Genomic DNA, 15,957 nt, shown 5'->3' on the forward strand with positions numbered 1-15,957 from the left:
AAAAATGAAAAGCTTTTTAAGACAACTTCTCCTTGGAAAAATTACTAGAAAAGATCAACCTAGGTTAATTATTAATCCCATTCAGAAAAGAATTCTAAATATTAAATCTATCTGGAATAATGATCATCAAGACGATAATGGGATTGAGAAAATTTTCAGATTGTTTTTATCTATTTCACAACTTCTCTTTCCTGGGATTTATATCAAATATTGGGTTTCAAAAAGAAATTCTGAATATCAAGATATAGCAATGGACTTTTATATTTTATTGAAGTTAACATTCCCAATATTAATTTTAAAAAACAATTGGCAAGAGCATGCAATTCTGATTTATATTATGGTCTATGTTTTGTTAGAAACTGTTTTATACATCCCAACTTTAATTTTTGCTTCTGATATGCTTTCTCGACCGCGTTCATATAAACGTTCGATGCTGCTTTTGTTCTTAAATTATTTAGAAATTGTTTGTGCTTTCGCAGTTTTATATACTTTAGGAAACAATATGAATAAACCATTTATATATTGGTTTGATCCAATTTATTTTAGTATAATTACTTCAAATTCTATCGGTTATGGTGATTTTTATCCTGTTACAACATTTGCAAAAGTTTTAGTAAGTATTCAAGCTATGTTTTTCTTATCGTTTTTAGTTTTATTTTTAAATTTCTTTTCATCTAAAGTAAAAAGTAAAGGTTATTTTGACCACGAAAGTGAAATTTAAAGTATTAAAATTATCCTAAATTCCACGCTTCAATTAGTACTTTTCAGTTATAAAAACTACTTTTGGCAAAGTGAGAAATACCATAAAAATATTATTTATACTTTTTTTTTCTGTTCTAAGCTACTTTGTTATAGGTAATTTACAACAGATGGCTGATGGTATTAATCCAATTCCACAGCAAGAACAATCAGAGAAAAAGGAAATCCATACTGTTGATTCTCCAACTGTTTTAAGTGATAATTTAAACAGAACGTTACAAGTTCACGTTTATACAGCAAAAACTAAAATTACAAAAGCTTTTTATAACATTCATTTTATAAAAGCTATAAATAAGAAAAAAGAAAACAAATCGGTTTTAGCCAAAAATCATTTTTCTTATACTATTATTCCTATTAGTTTCAAGAAAACTGATATTATATTTCCTTTCCATAATTTCTGGTAATTAATTATGCATTTTACTCGTAAAATAAGTTTGTAAGTATTAAAAAAATGCCTGCAAAACAGTAATGTATCATTAATTTAAAATTTAAAAACATGGATTCAACATCCTTAACAATTGGCATCATATTAGTCATAATATGTGTATTTCCATTCGTATTATTCAGTGTAAATAATAGTAAAAAACGCAAAAGAAGAATTCAAAATTTAGTTAAAAAAGCGCAAGAAAGCAATGCGACTATTCAAGAAAAAGACGATTGGAATCAATCTATAATCGGAATAGACAAAACAAATAAAATGCTATTTTTCTCTAAAAAATCAGAAGAATTTGATAAATTTATCTCCATCAATATTTCGGAATTGCTAAAATGCCGAATTGAGCGAACAGAAAATAATCATAAAGTACTAGAAAAGTTAGAATTAGAGTTAACTTTCGCTAGTAAACCAACAGTCGTTTTAGAATTTTTCAATAAAAACGAAACCCGATTAATACTGAACGAAATTGAAATTATTCAAAAATGGCAAACGCTATTGAATAAAATCACATAAATCATTCTTAAAATATATAAAATGAATTCATTTTTCAAAAATATCATTCTTAAACTCATAATTCGCGATGATACAATAGATAGAAGTAAAATATCTGATTATATTTTCGCGAAAGCATATAAGAAATTTAAAATCACAGTGAAACATAATATCAAAGATGTGTTCTTGATTTTATTGGGAATTTTATCTGCATCATTTGGTTTTAAAGCATTTTTATTAACGAATCATTTTATTGATGGTGGCGCTACAGGTATTTCTTTACTTGTAGCTTCACTAACTAATATTCCATTATATATACTAATTATTTGTGTCAATTTACCATTTGTATTTTTAGGTTATAATGTAATTGGAAAACAATTTGCCATAAAAACAGCATTTGCCATAGGCGGACTTTCCATAGCTTTAGCCACATTGACTTTTCCAAATGTTACAAACGATAATTTATTAGTCGCCGTTTTTGGTGGATTTTTCCTTGGAGCTGGAATTGGTTTTGCTATTAGAGGTGGCGCCGTTATTGATGGAACGGAAGTTTTAGCCATTTATTTAAGTCGAAAATTTGGGACAACTATTGGTGATGTCATTATTATCATCAACATTCTTATTTTCAGTACTGCTGCTTATTTTTTAGGAATTGAAGTCGCTTTGTATTCGATGATTACGTACTTGGCAGCTTCGAAAACGCTCGATTTTATTGTGGAAGGTATTGAAGAATATATCGGTGTTACTATTGTTTCTTCGCACAATGAAGAAATTAGAGAAATGATTATCAACATAATGGGTCGTGGAGTTACGGTTTACAGTGGTAAAAAAGGTTTTGGAAAACGTGGCGAAACGAAACAAACCGATATTGTTTACACTGTAATTACTAGGTTAGAATTAAACAAATTAATGACCGAATTGGACAAAATTTCTCCTTCTGCTTTTGTAGTGATGAATAGTGTAAAAGATACTCGTGGCGGTATGATTAAAAAACGACCATTGAAACATTAAGCATGGAAATTGATCAATTTATTTTTTGTTTAGAAGCAGTTTCAGATGTTGAAGTTATTGAGACAACCGAAGTAGTAAAAGAGTTAGAAAATCTAGCTTTACATCACGGGATTACTAATATTTACAAAGCTTGCGATACGATTGAAGGTTTAGAAGAAAGTTTGTCGGCACTACTCTACGATGATCATAATTTTAAGAATTATGAAATTATTTATTTAGTGATGGAAGGCGAAGATAATTCAATTTGTATTTACGATTACTATTATAGTTTAGATGAAATTGCTGAACTTTTTGAAGGTAAAATGAAAGGAAAAATTATTCATTTTGCCAATACTAAAACCTTAGAGTTAACAAATGATGAAGCACAATTTTTCTTAGATGTGACAGGAGCTAAAGCGATTTCTGGATATGGTGCAAAATTTAGTAACTTAAAAAGTTACCAACTAGACCAAGCCTTTTTTCAGCTTTTTCAAGAAAATGATGATATTACTGAAGTTGTTGAAACACTTTTTGAAAAACATTACGCGCTTTGTAAACTATTAGATTTTAGATTGTATTTTTAAGCTAAATTCTTATAAATGTGATAGATAATTTTGCGAATCATCATTTAATATCATTTATTTGTAATAATATATTTTTGTTTAAAACATAAATTGCACCAAATGAAAAAAAATCTACTACTTTTATTCTTAGTCTTTGCATCTGTTGTTTCTGCCCAAGAAGCAACGCCAACAATAGAAAACATTAATTCATTTGAAGGTAAAACCATTACCATTTGCGAAAAAGTTACTGGAGTTCATGAAACCAAGGGCGAAAACGTAATTCTGAATTTCGGAAAGGCTTATCCTAATAATGCTTTTTCAATCATTATTTTTAAACGTGATAGAGAAAAATTCTCTTATAATCCATTAGAATTTTTAAATGAAAAAACCATTTGCATTACTGGAACTGTTATTATGTATAAAGGAAAACCAGAAATCGTAATAAAATATGAATCTGAGATTGTGATTAAATAATTATTTAACCAACAACCTCGCTTTTTCTAAATCTTCCAACGTATCAATTCCTATACTTGCATGTGAAGTTTCTATCATTTTAATACGTTTTCCGTATTCTAAATAACGTAATTGTTCTAGTTTTTCTGAAGCTTCTAAAGAAAGCATTGGTAAACGATAGAAATCCATCAATGCTTGCTTTCTAAAGGCGTAAATTCCAATATGCTTCATATAACGCACACCAACATTTTCTTCACGAGGAAACGGAATTACAGAACGAGAAAAATATAAAGCAAAACCTTGTTGATCAGTAATCACTTTGACATTATTCGGGTTTTCAATTTCAACTTTATCTTTAATTTCAAACATTAACGAAGCCAAATCTATTTTCTTTTCTGCATCTTGTTTGAAAGCTTCAATAATTTGTTCTAACGGCGTTTTATTGATAAAAGGTTCATCACCTTGAACATTTATGACAATATCAGTATCAATATTTTCTACAGCTTCCGCAATTCGGTCGCTCCCACTTTCGTGTTCTTTGATGCTCATAATCGCTTTTCCGTTGTGCGAAATAATTTCGTTATAAATTAAATCAGAATCGGTAACCACAAACACATCATCAAACAAATTCGTAGCCACAGCTGCTTCATAAGTTCTTAAAATAACCGTTTTTCCACCTAAATCTTGCATTAATTTAGCAGGAAATCGTGTAGAAGCATAACGAGCAGGAATGACAGCAATTATTTTCATTGTATAAATTTTGTTAATGGTTTTATGGTTTGTTAAAAGTCAAATTTACTCATAATCTTCATCTTTAAAACCAATTAAATATAATTTTTCTTTCGCTCTAGTAATTGCAGTATATAACCAACGAACATAATCTCTATCGACACCATTTGGTAAATAGGGTTTTTCTACAAACACACTACTCCATTGACCTCCTTGCGATTTATGACAAGTAATCGCGTAAGAAAACTTGACTTGCAACGCATTAAAATATGGATTGCTTTTGACTTTTAAAAGCTTTTTATATTTATGAGTTTCGTTTTCGTAATCTTTAGAAACTTCCTGGTATAATAAGTTCGATTCTTCATAGGTTAACGATGCCGATTCACTTTCAATAGTATTTAAAAGTAAAACGGTTTCAAAGGAAGCTTCATTCGGATAATCAACCATTCGTATGGTAACATTTGCGAATTTAAATCCGTACAATTCTTGAATATTTCTGATTTTTAAGACTTCAATGATATCACCATTGGCAATAAAACCAGCTTGTGAAGTATCATTCAACCAAAAATAATTGTTTTTCACTACCATTAGTAAATCGCCAGCGGATAAATCGCTTTCTTTTCCTAAAATACGTTGTCTAATTTGCTGATTGTATTGATTCGCTCTTTTGTTCGAGCGCACAATAAAAGCGGTATCTTCCGTAGAATAATTTCTGTACGATTGATGTATGGCGTCTTCAATATCAAAACCATCTTCTAATCGCACTATATCTTTATAGCTTTTCAAATTGAATTTATAAGCATCAACAAAATGTGATTTTAGTAATTCTCGTAATTCAGTTGCGTTGTATAAAATCCCAGAATTTTCAGCTTGTCGCATGACTTCATCCAATTCAATATGAACGATTTCTTTATCATAATGAACATTTAAAGAATGAATATCTAAAGCCGGACTAATATCAGAATTGACTGGTGGCAACTGCGCCGTATCTCCAACTAAAATTAACTTGCAATTTTGTCCAGCATCAACATAAAAAAGTAAATCATCTAATAAAGAACCATTTTCATACAAACTCGTTTCGTTAGATTGGTCTGAAATCATAGACGATTCATCCACAATGAAAATCGTATCTTTAAATTTATTGGCTTGCATCACAAATCCAACACCGCCATTTTTATTTTTTTTTGGAAAATAAATTCGTTTGTGAATGGTAAATGCTGGTTTTTCAGAATATGCCGACATCACTTTCGCAGCACGACCAGTTGGTGCTAACATCACCGATTTTTTATTTGCTGTATTCAATTGATTTACCAAAGTAGAAATCACCGTAGTTTTTCCTGTTCCGGCATACCCTTTTAACACAAATAAATCGTCTTTGGAATGTAGAATGTAACCGGCAATTTTTTGGAAGAAAATATCCTGATTTGCGGTAGGCTCAAAAGGAAAATTATCCATTAAAATTCTGTAAAATTGCGTTGGCGACATTAATTTTTATTTAAGAACTTCAAATATAGCAAGGATTTTAAATATAATTTCATTTGAGGGTTTTTAATTCTCTCAAAAAATGTAAATTTGTCAATCAAATAGAAAACATGAATCAAGATATTACTCAAAAAACATATAAAAAGTTATGCTTTGAGGTTGCAAATAGTAACCTTTCTTTTTGTGTTATTGATTTGATTTCGAACAAAATAATTACACATAAATCGTATTCCATCAAAGAAAATAATGTGGTAGAAGAAGAATTGTGGAAAATATTTGTGGAAAACCCTATTTTAGAAGAGAAGTACGATGATGTAGTGGTTTTGCACAATTCTAATTTAAACACTTTTGTGCCTTCTTCCCTATTTGATCCGAATTATTTAGGAAGTTATTTGCAGTATAATTCAAAAGTTTTTGAAACGGATTATTTTGCTTACGATTATTTAGATACGTACGATTTAAACAATGTTTTTATTCCATATACGAATATAAATAACTATTTATTAGATCATTACGATACTTTTGATTATAAGAATTGCAATTCGATATTCGTTAAAAAAGCATTAGATTTTTCTAAGAATAACGATGCAAAACAAGTTTGGGTACATTTTCAAAATGATAGATTTGAAATTGTAGTTACCAAAAACAAACATTTATTATTGTTTAACACATTTATTTACAAAACGTTAGAAGATTTCATTTATTACTTATTGTTCACATATGAGCAATTGCAACTGAATCCGGAAATTGTTCCAGTTCAGTTTGTAGGTGACATTTCGGAAGAAAGTGATTCTTTTAAGATAGCGTACAAATACATAAGAAATTGTAGTTTGTTAGATGTGTCGCAATTAAAAACAGCCTTTAATGTGGAAGAAAAAGACCTATTAAAGCACTTTATTTTATTTCACTCATGAGAATAATATCAGGAAAATATAAAGGAAGAAGATTACAAGCGCCTAAAAATTTGCCTGTAAGACCAACCACCGACATGGCGAAAGAAGCTTTGTTTAATATTTTGAACAACCATTTTAATTTTGGTGAACTTAAAATCTTAGACTTATTTTCTGGAACTGGAAATATTGCTTACGAATTTGCTTCTCGTGGTGCTACGCCTTTAGTTGCAGTTGATGCCGATATGGGTTGTGTCAATTTTATTAGAAAAATATCAACTGAATTTGATTTTGATATTACGCCAATTAAAAGTGATGTTTTTACTTTTTTACAAAAACATAAAGGAAGTTATGATATTATTTTTGCTGATCCACCATATCATTTAGATCAAAAAGATTTTGAAAAAATTCCGAATTTAATTTTCGAAAATGAAATATTAGACGAAGAAGGCATGTTGATTATTGAACATTCTAAAGATACTAAATTGGAACATTTGGATAATTTTTCATTTGCCAGAACTTATGGAGGAACCACTTTTACATTTTTTGAATTAGTAAGCGATGAAGATGAAAGTGATGATATCACAGAAGACGATGATGAAGACGACGAAACTGAATCAGAATAAAATAAAAAAAATCCCGTCTCATAATTAAACGAGACGGGATTTTTGCATTGTAACTAAAACTAAACTATTAAAACACTATGTTTATAATTATTTTCTGATGAACATTAAAGTGTAATATTTTACACCAGCAGCATCAGCTTTTACAGCTAATCCAAAGTGTGTATGATTTCCTTCTAAATTTGCTTTGTGTGTTGGACTAGCATTCCAAGCAGCTAAAGTAGATGCTGGAGTATTATAACCAGCTGCAATATTTTCACTTGAAGAAATTGCTCCAAGTCCACTTCTTAATAATGCTGCTCTATCTTCAAAATTATCATGACTTGCAATACCTTTTGAAATCATATAATCATCATGAGTAGAAGCAACATAAGAAATTTCGCTTATTATTGTTAAAGCATTTAAGCCTTTGCTAACTCTATCTTGATTTACTAAATCTAATAATTCAATTTCAAAAGCTGAATGTGTGTAGCTTTTTAATACTACTGATGGTTTTGTTGTTTCAACTCCTGTTGCATCTTCGCTTGAACAAGACAATAAAAACATTGAAAAACATAAAACTACTAAACTTCTTAAAAACATCATTTTTTTCATAATTATCGACTAAGTGATTGATTTACAGGACAAATGTATGTATTTTCAGTTTAACTGCAAATAAAATCGACGAAATACACTAAATTTTAACATTTCAACTACTTTATTTTCAGGTAGTTATGTTTTTTGTAAGTAAAAACATAAAAAAAGACTACTTACTGAGATTAAAACCATAATTTTATGTAACTATTTGATTAACAATATAATAGTTGTTGCTTTTTTGCTAGAAATATCTTCAATTTATATTAATTTCAATTGTATGAACATAATATTGTAGAAGTTTAAGGTGTAGACATAGGAGAAAAAAAAATCCCGTTCTGAAAAATATCGGAACGGGATTTTTAAAGTGTAATTAAAAACTAAACAATATGTTTATCAATTTATTTTCTGATGAACAATAATGTATAATATTTTTTTCCTGTTGCATCAGCTTTTACAGCTAATCCAAAGTGCGTGTGATTTCCTTCTAAATTTGCTCTATGTGCTGGACTTGCATTCCAAGCTGCTAATACACCAGAAGGTGTGTTAAAACCTGAAGCAACATTTTCACTTGCTGTAACAGCACCAAGTCCTGCTTCTAATGATTCTGCTCTTTCTTCAAAATTATCATGACTGATTACGCCTTTTGAAATCATATAGTCATCATGTGTAGATGCAACGTATGAAATTTGACTTAAGATAGTTAAAGCACTTAACCCTTTGCTAACTCTATCTTGATTTATTAAATCTAATAATTCTAATTCAAAATCTGATTGTGTATATGTATTTAATACAATTGATGGTTTTGTAGTTTCAACTTCCGATGTATCTTCGCTTGAGCAAGACATTAACGTAACTGAAAAGCACAGAATAACCACGCTCTTTAAAAGCATTATTTTTTTCATAACTTCCGATTTGGGGGGTTCATTTATATTCGTGGCAAATATATAATTTCTTCGTTTAACTGTGAAAAAAATCGACAAAATACACTAAAATTTAACATTTTAAACAATTCAACTTCAGTTTGTTATATTTTTTGTAAGTAAAAACATAAAAAAAATCCTAAACATTGTGTTTAGGATTCTATTTTTTATAGATTTATAACAATTAAGGAGATAATCTTTCTATTTTCCAACAAAAATCTTGTTGTATTTTATATCTAATTCTGTCGTGTAATCTGTTGGCTCTACCTTGCCAAAATTCTACTTCAACAGGTTTTACTAAAAATCCACCCCAATTTTCTGGTCGGTTAATTTCTGAACCTTCCGTTTCTTTTTCTAAAGCTTTTAGTTTTTCATCTAAATATTCTCTTGATGGAATAACTTCACTTTGATTAGAAACAATCGCGCCAAGCTTGCTTCCTTCTGGGCGAGAATTGAAATAATTATCTGAAATAGTATTTGATGTTTTTTCAGCAATACCTTTAATAATTACTTGACGCTCTAAAATTGGCCAAAAGAAGGATAAACAGATATTTGGATTTTGTAAAATTGCTTTTCCTTTTTCCGAATTATAATTGGTATAGAAAATAAAGCCTTCTTCGTTAAACTTTTTAAGAAGCACTACTCTACTTTTTGGAAATCCGTCTAAACCAATAGAAGCGACGGTCATAGCGTTTACTTCTCCATCTTCTTGTTCTTCTGCTTCATAAAACCATTTATGAAACAATTGTATAGCATCATCCGGAATTGTAGTTTCTAACAATTCACTCTTTTCGTATGATTTTCTATAATTGGATAAATCTTTCATGTTGTTTGCCGCGAAGTCAGAAAGTCGCGAAGGCTTTTTAATTTATTTTGTTTCTCAGTATAATAAATCTTAAAACTCAAATTCCAAACCATCATCGGCTAACAAAACATTTTCGAAAATTTCATTGGCTTCGGTTCTGAATAATTCAATATTGCCGTAACGTGTTGAATAATGTCCGAGTAATAAGTTTTTTACTTCTGCTAATTTAGCAATATTTGCGGCTTGTTTTGCAGTTGTATGCATGGTTTTTTCTGCTAAATGACTTTCGCTTTCTAGAAAAGTACTTTCGTGATATAAAACGGTAACGTTTTTAATTATCGGAATAATTTCCTCGTTATATATCGTATCTGAACAAAAGGCATAACTTTTTGCGATTTCTGGATCGAAAGATAATTCGGCATTTGGAATAACTCTTCCGTCATCTAAAGTGATATCACCACCATATTTAATTTTATTATAATATACTTTCTCAATATCATAATTTAAAATGGCATCAATATTCAGTTTTCGTTCTTTGTTTTTTTCTTCGAACAAGTAACCGTTTGTGTAAACTCTATGTTTTAATGGTATTGTAGTCACTTTTACTTTTTCATCTTCGTAAATGATTTCGCTTTCTTTTGAAGTCAATTCGTGAAAAAATAAATTATATGAAGTATATGCATTTCCTAATTTTAAAAGCAATAATATGGCTTCTTTAATGCCTTTCGGACCATAAATATGTAAATCTTTTTCTCTACCTAATAACATAAAAGTAGAGATCAAGCCAATTAATCCAAAGAAATGATCGCCATGTAAATGTGAAATAAAAATATGTTCAATTTGAGAGAACTTAATTTTGTGTTTGCGAAGCTGTACTTGTGTTCCTTCGCCACAATCTACTAAGAACATGTGACTTTTTATTTCTAAAACTTGCGAAGTAGGATTAGTGATTGTTCTTGGTGTAGCGGCATAACAGCCTAATATCTTGACTTTCAAAGTAGGTTATTGCAATTTTTGTTTCTTATTTTCGTTGTAGATGTTCATTGTAAAAAGAAGAATCAATAAAATGTTTGATATGATTCTAAACCATTCAATTTTATTTTCTCTGAAAGAAATAACTATATTTAATACTAGTAATATAACTGCTAATATTAGGAAAAACAGGTTGAATTTAGCTCTTCTAGTCATTATTTATTGTTTTCGATTTTACTTAATTTGATGATTTGTATAATAAAGCTTATTGACATTAATAAACTTGCAGCTATCCAAATATAATTGAAATCATTATTTTTAAAACCTCTAATTGTATAAACTGCTGTTAAAAAAGTAGATATAAACAATAATGCTGTATATATGTATATTTTGGTTTGGTTAGATGTTTTCATAATTAAAATCCTAAATCGCGTTCAATTTCTTCCATATCAATAATATCGTGTGCTTCTAATAAAGAAGGAACCGTATTTATTGAAGTCGGCACTTTGTTAAAATCAATGTCTTTTGCCACAACTACAAAAGATTTTTTATTCTTTTTATGTGTTTTAGCTAAATCAGAAAATTGTTTTAATTGACTTAAATTAAATGACTTATCATGTGTTACGTCAATAATTAAATTAACTGATTTGTACGAGTTATATTGAGAAGTTACTTTTTCTAAAAACGCATCAAAACTGCTTTCAGTATCTTTAATCGTTGTAGTATGTCCTTTATGTTCTACTTTCATTTTTGAAAAGTTTATGAGTTAAATCTAGTTCTGAATCTTACTTGCTAATAAATAAATAACCGCCATTCTCACGGCAACTCCATTTTCGACTTGATCTAAGATAACTGAATGATTTCCATCCGCCACGTCTGAAGTAATTTCCACACCACGATTAATTGGTCCGGGATGCATCACTACAATTTCTTTATTCAGATTGTTTAATATTTCATTTGTTAGTCCGAATTGTTGCGTGTATTCACGAGTATTCGGGAAATAACTAACGTCTAATCTTTCGTTTTGAACGCGTAACATATTCGCTACATCACACCATTCTAGCGCTTTTATCAAATTTGGTTCGTAAGTAACTCCTAATGAATTGATGTATTGTGGAATTAGTGTTTTTGGTCCGCAAACTTTCACTTCTGCACCTTGCATTTGTAAGGCAAAAATATTGGAAAGCGCTACTCTACTGTGTAAAATATCACCAACAATTACAATTTTTTTACCTGCAACTTCTCCTAATTTTTCTCTAATGGTGTAACTATCTAATAATGCTTGTGTTGGATGTTCGTGTGCGCCATCACCAGCATTTACAATACTTGCTTTTACATGTTGCGATAGAAAATGAGCGGCTCCAGGAGAACTATGTCTCATTACAACCATATCCACTTTCATCGCTAAAATATTATTCACCGTATCAATTAACGTTTCTCCTTTTTTAACAGACGATTGTGCTGAAGAAAAACTCATCACATCAGCTGAAAGTCGTTTTTGAGCCAACTCGAAAGATAATTTTGTACGTGTACTATTTTCAAAAAAGATATTGGCAATGGTAATATCTCTTAATGAAGGCACTTTTTTTATGGGACGATTAATTACTTCTTTGAACTGATCGGCAGTTTCAAGAATTAAATTAATATCATTCTTGTTGATGTATTTTATTCCTAGTAAATGATTGACGCTTAATTCTTTCATTTTTGTTGTTGTGTTGTTTAATCTGAATTAATTTCAGATTCTGTTTTCTTTATATAATTATGACAGGTCTAGACCTGTCACTACGACTTCACTTCAATATAAACGGCATCTTCGCCATCATTTTCTTTCCATTTTACCAAAACTTTTTCGTTGTTAATGGCGTCTACTTGTCGTCCACGATAATCAGGTTGAATAGGTAAATCACGACTAAAACGTCTGTCAATTAAGGTTAAAAGTTCAATAGATTTTGGTCTTCCAAACGATTGAATGGCTGTTAAGGCTGCGCGAATACTTCTTCCAGTATATAAGACGTCATCAATGAAAACGACATTTTTATCTTCTACTAAAAAATCGATTTGTGTTTGATTGGCTTCGAATGGTTTTTCACTTCTTCGGAAATCATCTCTAAAGAAAGTAATGTCTAATAAACCTAGTTTTAAATCGGAAATTTGATATTCTTCTTTTAAAATTTCAGTTAATCTTTTGGCTAAAAAAGCACCTCTTGGCTGAATTCCGATAAGTATGGTATTAGAAAAATCGAGATGTTTTTCGATTAATTGACAGGCCAATCGATGTAGAATGATATTGACTTCTTTAGTGTTGAGCAATACTTTTTGACTCATGTTTTTATGTGTTGTGTTTACAAAAGTAAGTAAAATTTAGAACAAAGAAAACAGTTGAAAGAAAAAGACTCCTAAAAACTATAACTTCATTAATTCTTGATATAATCTGTGCGTTGGCAAGCCAACTACATTCGCATAACTTCCTTCAATTTTTTCAATTGCGACTAAACCAATCCATTCCTGAATTCCGTACGAACCTGCTTTATCAAAAGGCTTGTAATTATTTAGATAATATTTAATTTCATCTGAAGATAATGCAGTAAATGTCACTAAAGTTTCGTCGTAAAAAACGATTTCTTTAATCGTGGTTTTAATACAAACTGAAGTAATAACTTTATGTGTTGTTCCTGACATTTCGGTAAGCATTTCAAAAGCATCATCATAATCTTTCGGTTTACCTAAAGCCTTATTATTTAGCCAAACAATCGTATCTGAAGTGATCAGAATATCGTTATCGTCTAAATCTAAAGTAAACGCCGAAGCTTTTAATTTAGCTAGGAAATTCGTAATTTCTTCCGCTTGTAAATGTTCTGGATAAATTTCTTCAATATCTTTTAATTGAATTTCGAAATCGACATCTAATTCTTTCAAAAACTGTTGTCTTCTTGGTGAACCAGAAGCTAAAATGATACGATGATTTTTGAATTTTTCGTTCAGCATACTAATTCCCAATTAAAACAATTGCTGTTAATGATAAAATAGTTGCAAGCATGATGAATTTTAATAGTTTACTGATAAAACTAAAATCCTTTTTTTCTTTTGCTAGAATCGTTTTAACAATCACAAAAAATGTTGGTAAAAACAACAACGCCACAAAATAACCAATAACATAAGGCATGTGCATGATGTTATTGTAAATGAAATAACAAGCATATGCAATAAAACCAAGTAAAGTTACACTTGAAATTATTTTACTTATTGTAATTCCGAAATAAGATGCTACAGTTGTAATTTCAAAAGCTTTGTCACCTTCAATATCTTCAATTGTTTTGATAATTTCTCTTGCAAAATGTAATAAGAAAGCTAAAACTGCATAATCAATAATTACAGATAAAATATTAAACATTTCTGCCCTATTAAAATCAAATATAAAAGGATAGATATTAAACAACCCAACAACTAAAATACTAAAAGATGCTAAAGTTGCAATAACTGCATTTCCTACTAGTGGAATCTGTTTTAATCCGTTTGAGTACACATATAATAAGGCAGAACAAATAACAAATGTTGCTGCAATAGCTGGTTTCCCTACTGCTCTACTCAAATAGAAACCTAAACCAACTCCAATTACATTTAAAGCAAAATATAAATTATAAGCGTTTTTTTCTGAAATATGTGTGCCAACATAAACCTTACTTGGTTTGTTAATATTATCCACATCTACATCGTAAATATCATTAATAATATAACCTGCAGCTGCTATTGAAAGAGTGGCAATTATTAGTAAAAAGTATTTCCAATCTGATAAGGCTTGTAAAATTTCAGCTTGATTTAAAAAAGTATATTTTATTACGATTTGCGATAAAGCAATCATTAATAAATTTTCTATGCGTATAAGTTTTAAGTAGTATTTCATTTTTATTTTATGTGAATTGTATATTATTTTTAAAAAAACTTGGCGTCAAAATCATCCATCCATTTTCCTTGAACTTTCAATACTTGTTCGATTACGTCACGAACTGCGCCTCTTCCACCATTTACGTGAGAAATATATTTGCAAATTCCTTTAATTTCTTGAACTGCATCTTGTGGACACGTTGGTAATCCGACTTTTTGCATCACTAAATAATCCGGAATATCGTCACCCATATATAGAATTTCTTCTGGTTTTAGTTGATACGCATCGCAAATTTCATGAAATTTTTCTACTTTATCTGGAGCAGCTAAATAAATGTCTTTGATTCCTAAATTTTGTAAACGCACACGAACACCTTCATTGCTTCCGCCAGAAATAATACAAACCGGATAACCTTTGTCTACAGCGGCTTTCATCGCATAACCATCCTTAATATTCATTTGACGAAGCAATTGTCCGTCTTCCGAAATATGTACGGTTCCATCTGTTAAAACTCCATCAATATCAAAGATAAACGCTTTAATATCATTCATTAATTCTTTATAACTTTTCGACATTTTGTATAGATTTTGTCAGGATTTTATATATTTCTTTTTGATTTTCATCGGTTAGAAAATCGATATGTTTTTCAATTGTTTTACTATCATTTCTCACAGCCGGACCAGTTTGTGCTTCTTGTGGAGAAAGTGATTTTATTTTCTGAGCTGTTTCTTCAATTAAAGGTTGTAAAATATGGAATGGAATATTATTTTCTTTGCAGATTTCATTACCAATTTGATACAAATGATTCGTGAAATTACACACAAAAACCGCCGAAACATGTAATGCTTTTCGTTGTTTTCCATCAATTTTATTGACAGAATTGGAAATCGATTTGGCTAATTTTTCTAAAATCGCATAATCTTCAGCGTTTTCAGTTTCTAAACAAATTGGAATTTCCTTAAAATCGACAGCTTTATTTTTAGTAAAGGTTTGTAATGGATAAAAAACGCCTCTTTTGTTTTTTGCGTCAAGCACATCAAAATCAGTACTTCCAGAAGTATGAACCACTAACCTATTTTCAAATTGTAATTGATTAGAAACATTTGCGATAGCGTTATCAGAAACACAAATAATGTAAACATCAGCTTCTAAAATTTGAGTAAAATCGGAAGTTTGAATGCTTTCAGGAAAATCTTTTGAAAGAGTTCTAGAAAAAACCTGAACTACTTCTACTTCAGATGCTTTGGAAAAAGCCTGAAATAAATGCGTTGCCACGTTTCCTGAACCTAAAAGAATTACTTTTATCATGTTGCGAAGATAAACAATTGCAATATCAATTACAATATCATTTTTAATGTTAAACAGATTTTAAAAATTATATAAA

Annotated in this window: 21 protein-coding genes; 8 read left to right on the forward strand and 13 right to left on the reverse strand. The window is 29.7% G+C overall.

The features are described from left to right. The first annotated feature begins 4 nt into the window (after positions 1–4). The 6 genes from BMX42_RS11005 to BMX42_RS11030 all read left to right on the forward strand — a co-directional run bounded on the left by BMX42_RS11005 (position 5) and on the right by BMX42_RS11030 (position 3,714). Positions 5–721: a potassium channel family protein gene (locus tag BMX42_RS11005; protein ID WP_091313852.1), complete on the forward strand. Its 717-nt coding sequence runs from the start codon at positions 5–7 to the stop codon at positions 719–721. A gap of 148 nt (positions 722–869) precedes the next feature. Then, positions 870–1,163 carry a hypothetical protein gene (locus BMX42_RS11010; RefSeq protein WP_091313855.1) on the forward strand — a complete coding sequence of 98 codons (294 nt, stop codon included), beginning with the start codon at positions 870–872 and terminating at the stop codon, positions 1,161–1,163. 92 nt (positions 1,164–1,255) lie between these two features. Further along, a complete protein-coding gene (locus BMX42_RS11015; RefSeq protein WP_091313858.1) occupies positions 1,256–1,708 on the forward strand; it encodes a hypothetical protein in 453 nt (150 codons plus the stop codon). A 21-nt stretch (positions 1,709–1,729) separates the two neighbouring features. Beyond that, positions 1,730–2,698, forward strand: coding sequence for a YitT family protein (locus BMX42_RS11020; RefSeq protein ID WP_091313861.1), 969 nt, complete (start codon positions 1,730–1,732; stop codon positions 2,696–2,698). Between the two features lie 2 nt (positions 2,699–2,700). Beyond that, complete coding sequence (locus BMX42_RS11025; protein WP_091313864.1) at positions 2,701–3,261, forward strand: DUF6642 family protein; 561 nt, start codon at positions 2,701–2,703, stop codon at positions 3,259–3,261. 99 nt (positions 3,262–3,360) lie between these two features. Beyond that, positions 3,361–3,714: a hypothetical protein gene (locus tag BMX42_RS11030; RefSeq protein WP_091313868.1), complete on the forward strand. Its 354-nt coding sequence runs from the start codon at positions 3,361–3,363 to the stop codon at positions 3,712–3,714. On the opposite strand, the gene kdsB is transcribed toward BMX42_RS11030, so the two are convergent. Then, positions 3,715–4,443: a 3-deoxy-manno-octulosonate cytidylyltransferase gene (gene kdsB, locus BMX42_RS11035; RefSeq protein ID WP_091313873.1), complete on the reverse strand. Its 729-nt coding sequence runs from the start codon at positions 4,441–4,443 to the stop codon at positions 3,715–3,717. It abuts the gene before it with no gap. Positions 4,444–4,488: 45 nt separating this feature from the next. Continuing rightward, the gene (locus BMX42_RS11040; protein WP_091313877.1) at positions 4,489–5,907 is read right to left on the reverse strand and encodes an ATP-dependent DNA helicase; all 1,419 of its coding nucleotides are present in this window, start codon (positions 5,905–5,907) and stop codon (positions 4,489–4,491) included. A gap of 107 nt (positions 5,908–6,014) precedes the next feature. Between BMX42_RS11040 and BMX42_RS11045 the strand changes: the two genes are divergently transcribed. Both BMX42_RS11045 and rsmD read left to right on the forward strand, forming a co-directional pair. Beyond that, positions 6,015–6,818, forward strand: coding sequence for a DUF3822 family protein (locus tag BMX42_RS11045; RefSeq protein WP_245748285.1), 804 nt, complete (start codon positions 6,015–6,017; stop codon positions 6,816–6,818). After that, complete coding sequence (gene rsmD / locus BMX42_RS11050; protein WP_091313880.1) at positions 6,815–7,420, forward strand: 16S rRNA (guanine(966)-N(2))-methyltransferase RsmD; 606 nt, start codon at positions 6,815–6,817, stop codon at positions 7,418–7,420. The genes BMX42_RS11045 and rsmD overlap by 4 nt, the downstream gene beginning before the upstream one ends. Before the next feature lie 87 nt (positions 7,421–7,507). On the opposite strand, the gene BMX42_RS11055 is transcribed toward rsmD, so the two are convergent. From BMX42_RS11055 to BMX42_RS11110, 11 genes are all read right to left on the reverse strand, one after another. Further along, positions 7,508–8,002: a CAP domain-containing protein gene (locus tag BMX42_RS11055; protein ID WP_177169163.1), complete on the reverse strand. Its 495-nt coding sequence runs from the start codon at positions 8,000–8,002 to the stop codon at positions 7,508–7,510. A 389-nt stretch (positions 8,003–8,391) separates the two neighbouring features. Continuing rightward, a complete protein-coding gene (locus tag BMX42_RS11060; protein ID WP_091313886.1) occupies positions 8,392–8,895 on the reverse strand; it encodes a CAP domain-containing protein in 504 nt (167 codons plus the stop codon). A gap of 202 nt (positions 8,896–9,097) precedes the next feature. Then, positions 9,098–9,739: a pyridoxamine 5'-phosphate oxidase gene (pdxH, locus tag BMX42_RS11065; protein ID WP_091313890.1), complete on the reverse strand. Its 642-nt coding sequence runs from the start codon at positions 9,737–9,739 to the stop codon at positions 9,098–9,100. Between the two features lie 69 nt (positions 9,740–9,808). Beyond that, positions 9,809–10,714, reverse strand: coding sequence for a ribonuclease Z (locus tag BMX42_RS11070; RefSeq protein WP_091313895.1), 906 nt, complete (start codon positions 10,712–10,714; stop codon positions 9,809–9,811). A gap of 391 nt (positions 10,715–11,105) precedes the next feature. Beyond that, a complete protein-coding gene (locus BMX42_RS11080; RefSeq protein ID WP_091313901.1) occupies positions 11,106–11,438 on the reverse strand; it encodes a ribonuclease Z in 333 nt (110 codons plus the stop codon). 24 nt (positions 11,439–11,462) lie between these two features. Beyond that, positions 11,463–12,392, reverse strand: coding sequence for an aspartate carbamoyltransferase catalytic subunit (locus BMX42_RS11085; RefSeq protein ID WP_091313905.1), 930 nt, complete (start codon positions 12,390–12,392; stop codon positions 11,463–11,465). Between the two features lie 80 nt (positions 12,393–12,472). Beyond that, positions 12,473–13,015, reverse strand: coding sequence for a bifunctional pyr operon transcriptional regulator/uracil phosphoribosyltransferase PyrR (gene pyrR / locus BMX42_RS11090; RefSeq protein WP_091313908.1), 543 nt, complete (start codon positions 13,013–13,015; stop codon positions 12,473–12,475). Between the two features lie 78 nt (positions 13,016–13,093). Beyond that, positions 13,094–13,675: a Maf-like protein gene (locus BMX42_RS11095; protein WP_091314126.1), complete on the reverse strand. Its 582-nt coding sequence runs from the start codon at positions 13,673–13,675 to the stop codon at positions 13,094–13,096. Position 13,676: 1 nt separating this feature from the next. Next, entirely contained in the window at positions 13,677–14,591 is a 915-nt protein-coding gene (locus tag BMX42_RS11100; RefSeq protein ID WP_091313912.1) for a geranylgeranylglycerol-phosphate geranylgeranyltransferase, read from the reverse strand. Between the two features lie 29 nt (positions 14,592–14,620). Next, entirely contained in the window at positions 14,621–15,148 is a 528-nt protein-coding gene (locus BMX42_RS11105; RefSeq protein WP_091313915.1) for a KdsC family phosphatase, read from the reverse strand. Further along, on the reverse strand, positions 15,132–15,881 hold the full coding sequence (locus tag BMX42_RS11110) for a Rossmann-like and DUF2520 domain-containing protein (protein ID WP_091313919.1): 750 nt from the start codon (positions 15,879–15,881) through the stop codon (positions 15,132–15,134). The genes BMX42_RS11105 and BMX42_RS11110 overlap by 17 nt, the downstream gene beginning before the upstream one ends. Between the last annotated feature and the right edge of the window lie 76 nt (positions 15,882–15,957).

This window comes from Flavobacterium terrigena (assembly GCF_900108955.1).
Taxonomy (GTDB): Bacteria; Bacteroidota; Bacteroidia; order Flavobacteriales; family Flavobacteriaceae; genus Flavobacterium; species Flavobacterium terrigena.

Excerpts from the sequence above, each read along its gene's own strand:
- BMX42_RS11005 (WP_091313852.1), top strand. The coding sequence starts at position 5 with ATGAAAAGCTTTTTAAGACAACTTCTCCTTGGAAAAATTACTAGAAAA.
- BMX42_RS11010 (WP_091313855.1), top strand. The coding sequence starts at position 870 with ATGGCTGATGGTATTAATCCAATTCCACAGCAAGAACAATCAGAGAAA.
- BMX42_RS11015 (WP_091313858.1), top strand. The coding sequence starts at position 1,256 with ATGGATTCAACATCCTTAACAATTGGCATCATATTAGTCATAATATGT.
- BMX42_RS11020 (WP_091313861.1), top strand. The coding sequence starts at position 1,730 with ATGAATTCATTTTTCAAAAATATCATTCTTAAACTCATAATTCGCGAT.
- BMX42_RS11025 (WP_091313864.1), top strand. The coding sequence starts at position 2,701 with ATGGAAATTGATCAATTTATTTTTTGTTTAGAAGCAGTTTCAGATGTT.
- BMX42_RS11030 (WP_091313868.1), top strand. The coding sequence starts at position 3,361 with ATGAAAAAAAATCTACTACTTTTATTCTTAGTCTTTGCATCTGTTGTT.
- kdsB (WP_091313873.1), bottom strand. The coding sequence starts at position 4,443 with ATGAAAATAATTGCTGTCATTCCTGCTCGTTATGCTTCTACACGATTT.
- BMX42_RS11040 (WP_091313877.1), bottom strand. The coding sequence starts at position 5,907 with ATGTCGCCAACGCAATTTTACAGAATTTTAATGGATAATTTTCCTTTT.
- BMX42_RS11045 (WP_245748285.1), top strand. The coding sequence starts at position 6,015 with ATGAATCAAGATATTACTCAAAAAACATATAAAAAGTTATGCTTTGAG.
- rsmD (WP_091313880.1), top strand. The coding sequence starts at position 6,815 with ATGAGAATAATATCAGGAAAATATAAAGGAAGAAGATTACAAGCGCCT.
- BMX42_RS11055 (WP_177169163.1), bottom strand. The coding sequence starts at position 8,002 with ATGATGTTTTTAAGAAGTTTAGTAGTTTTATGTTTTTCAATGTTTTTA.
- BMX42_RS11060 (WP_091313886.1), bottom strand. The coding sequence starts at position 8,895 with ATGAAAAAAATAATGCTTTTAAAGAGCGTGGTTATTCTGTGCTTTTCA.
- pdxH (WP_091313890.1), bottom strand. The coding sequence starts at position 9,739 with ATGAAAGATTTATCCAATTATAGAAAATCATACGAAAAGAGTGAATTG.
- BMX42_RS11080 (WP_091313901.1), bottom strand. The coding sequence starts at position 11,438 with ATGAAAGTAGAACATAAAGGACATACTACAACGATTAAAGATACTGAA.
- BMX42_RS11085 (WP_091313905.1), bottom strand. The coding sequence starts at position 12,392 with ATGAAAGAATTAAGCGTCAATCATTTACTAGGAATAAAATACATCAAC.
- pyrR (WP_091313908.1), bottom strand. The coding sequence starts at position 13,015 with ATGAGTCAAAAAGTATTGCTCAACACTAAAGAAGTCAATATCATTCTA.
- BMX42_RS11095 (WP_091314126.1), bottom strand. The coding sequence starts at position 13,675 with ATGCTGAACGAAAAATTCAAAAATCATCGTATCATTTTAGCTTCTGGT.
- BMX42_RS11100 (WP_091313912.1), bottom strand. The coding sequence starts at position 14,591 with ATGAAATACTACTTAAAACTTATACGCATAGAAAATTTATTAATGATT.
- BMX42_RS11105 (WP_091313915.1), bottom strand. The coding sequence starts at position 15,148 with ATGTCGAAAAGTTATAAAGAATTAATGAATGATATTAAAGCGTTTATC.
- BMX42_RS11110 (WP_091313919.1), bottom strand. The coding sequence starts at position 15,881 with ATGATAAAAGTAATTCTTTTAGGTTCAGGAAACGTGGCAACGCATTTA.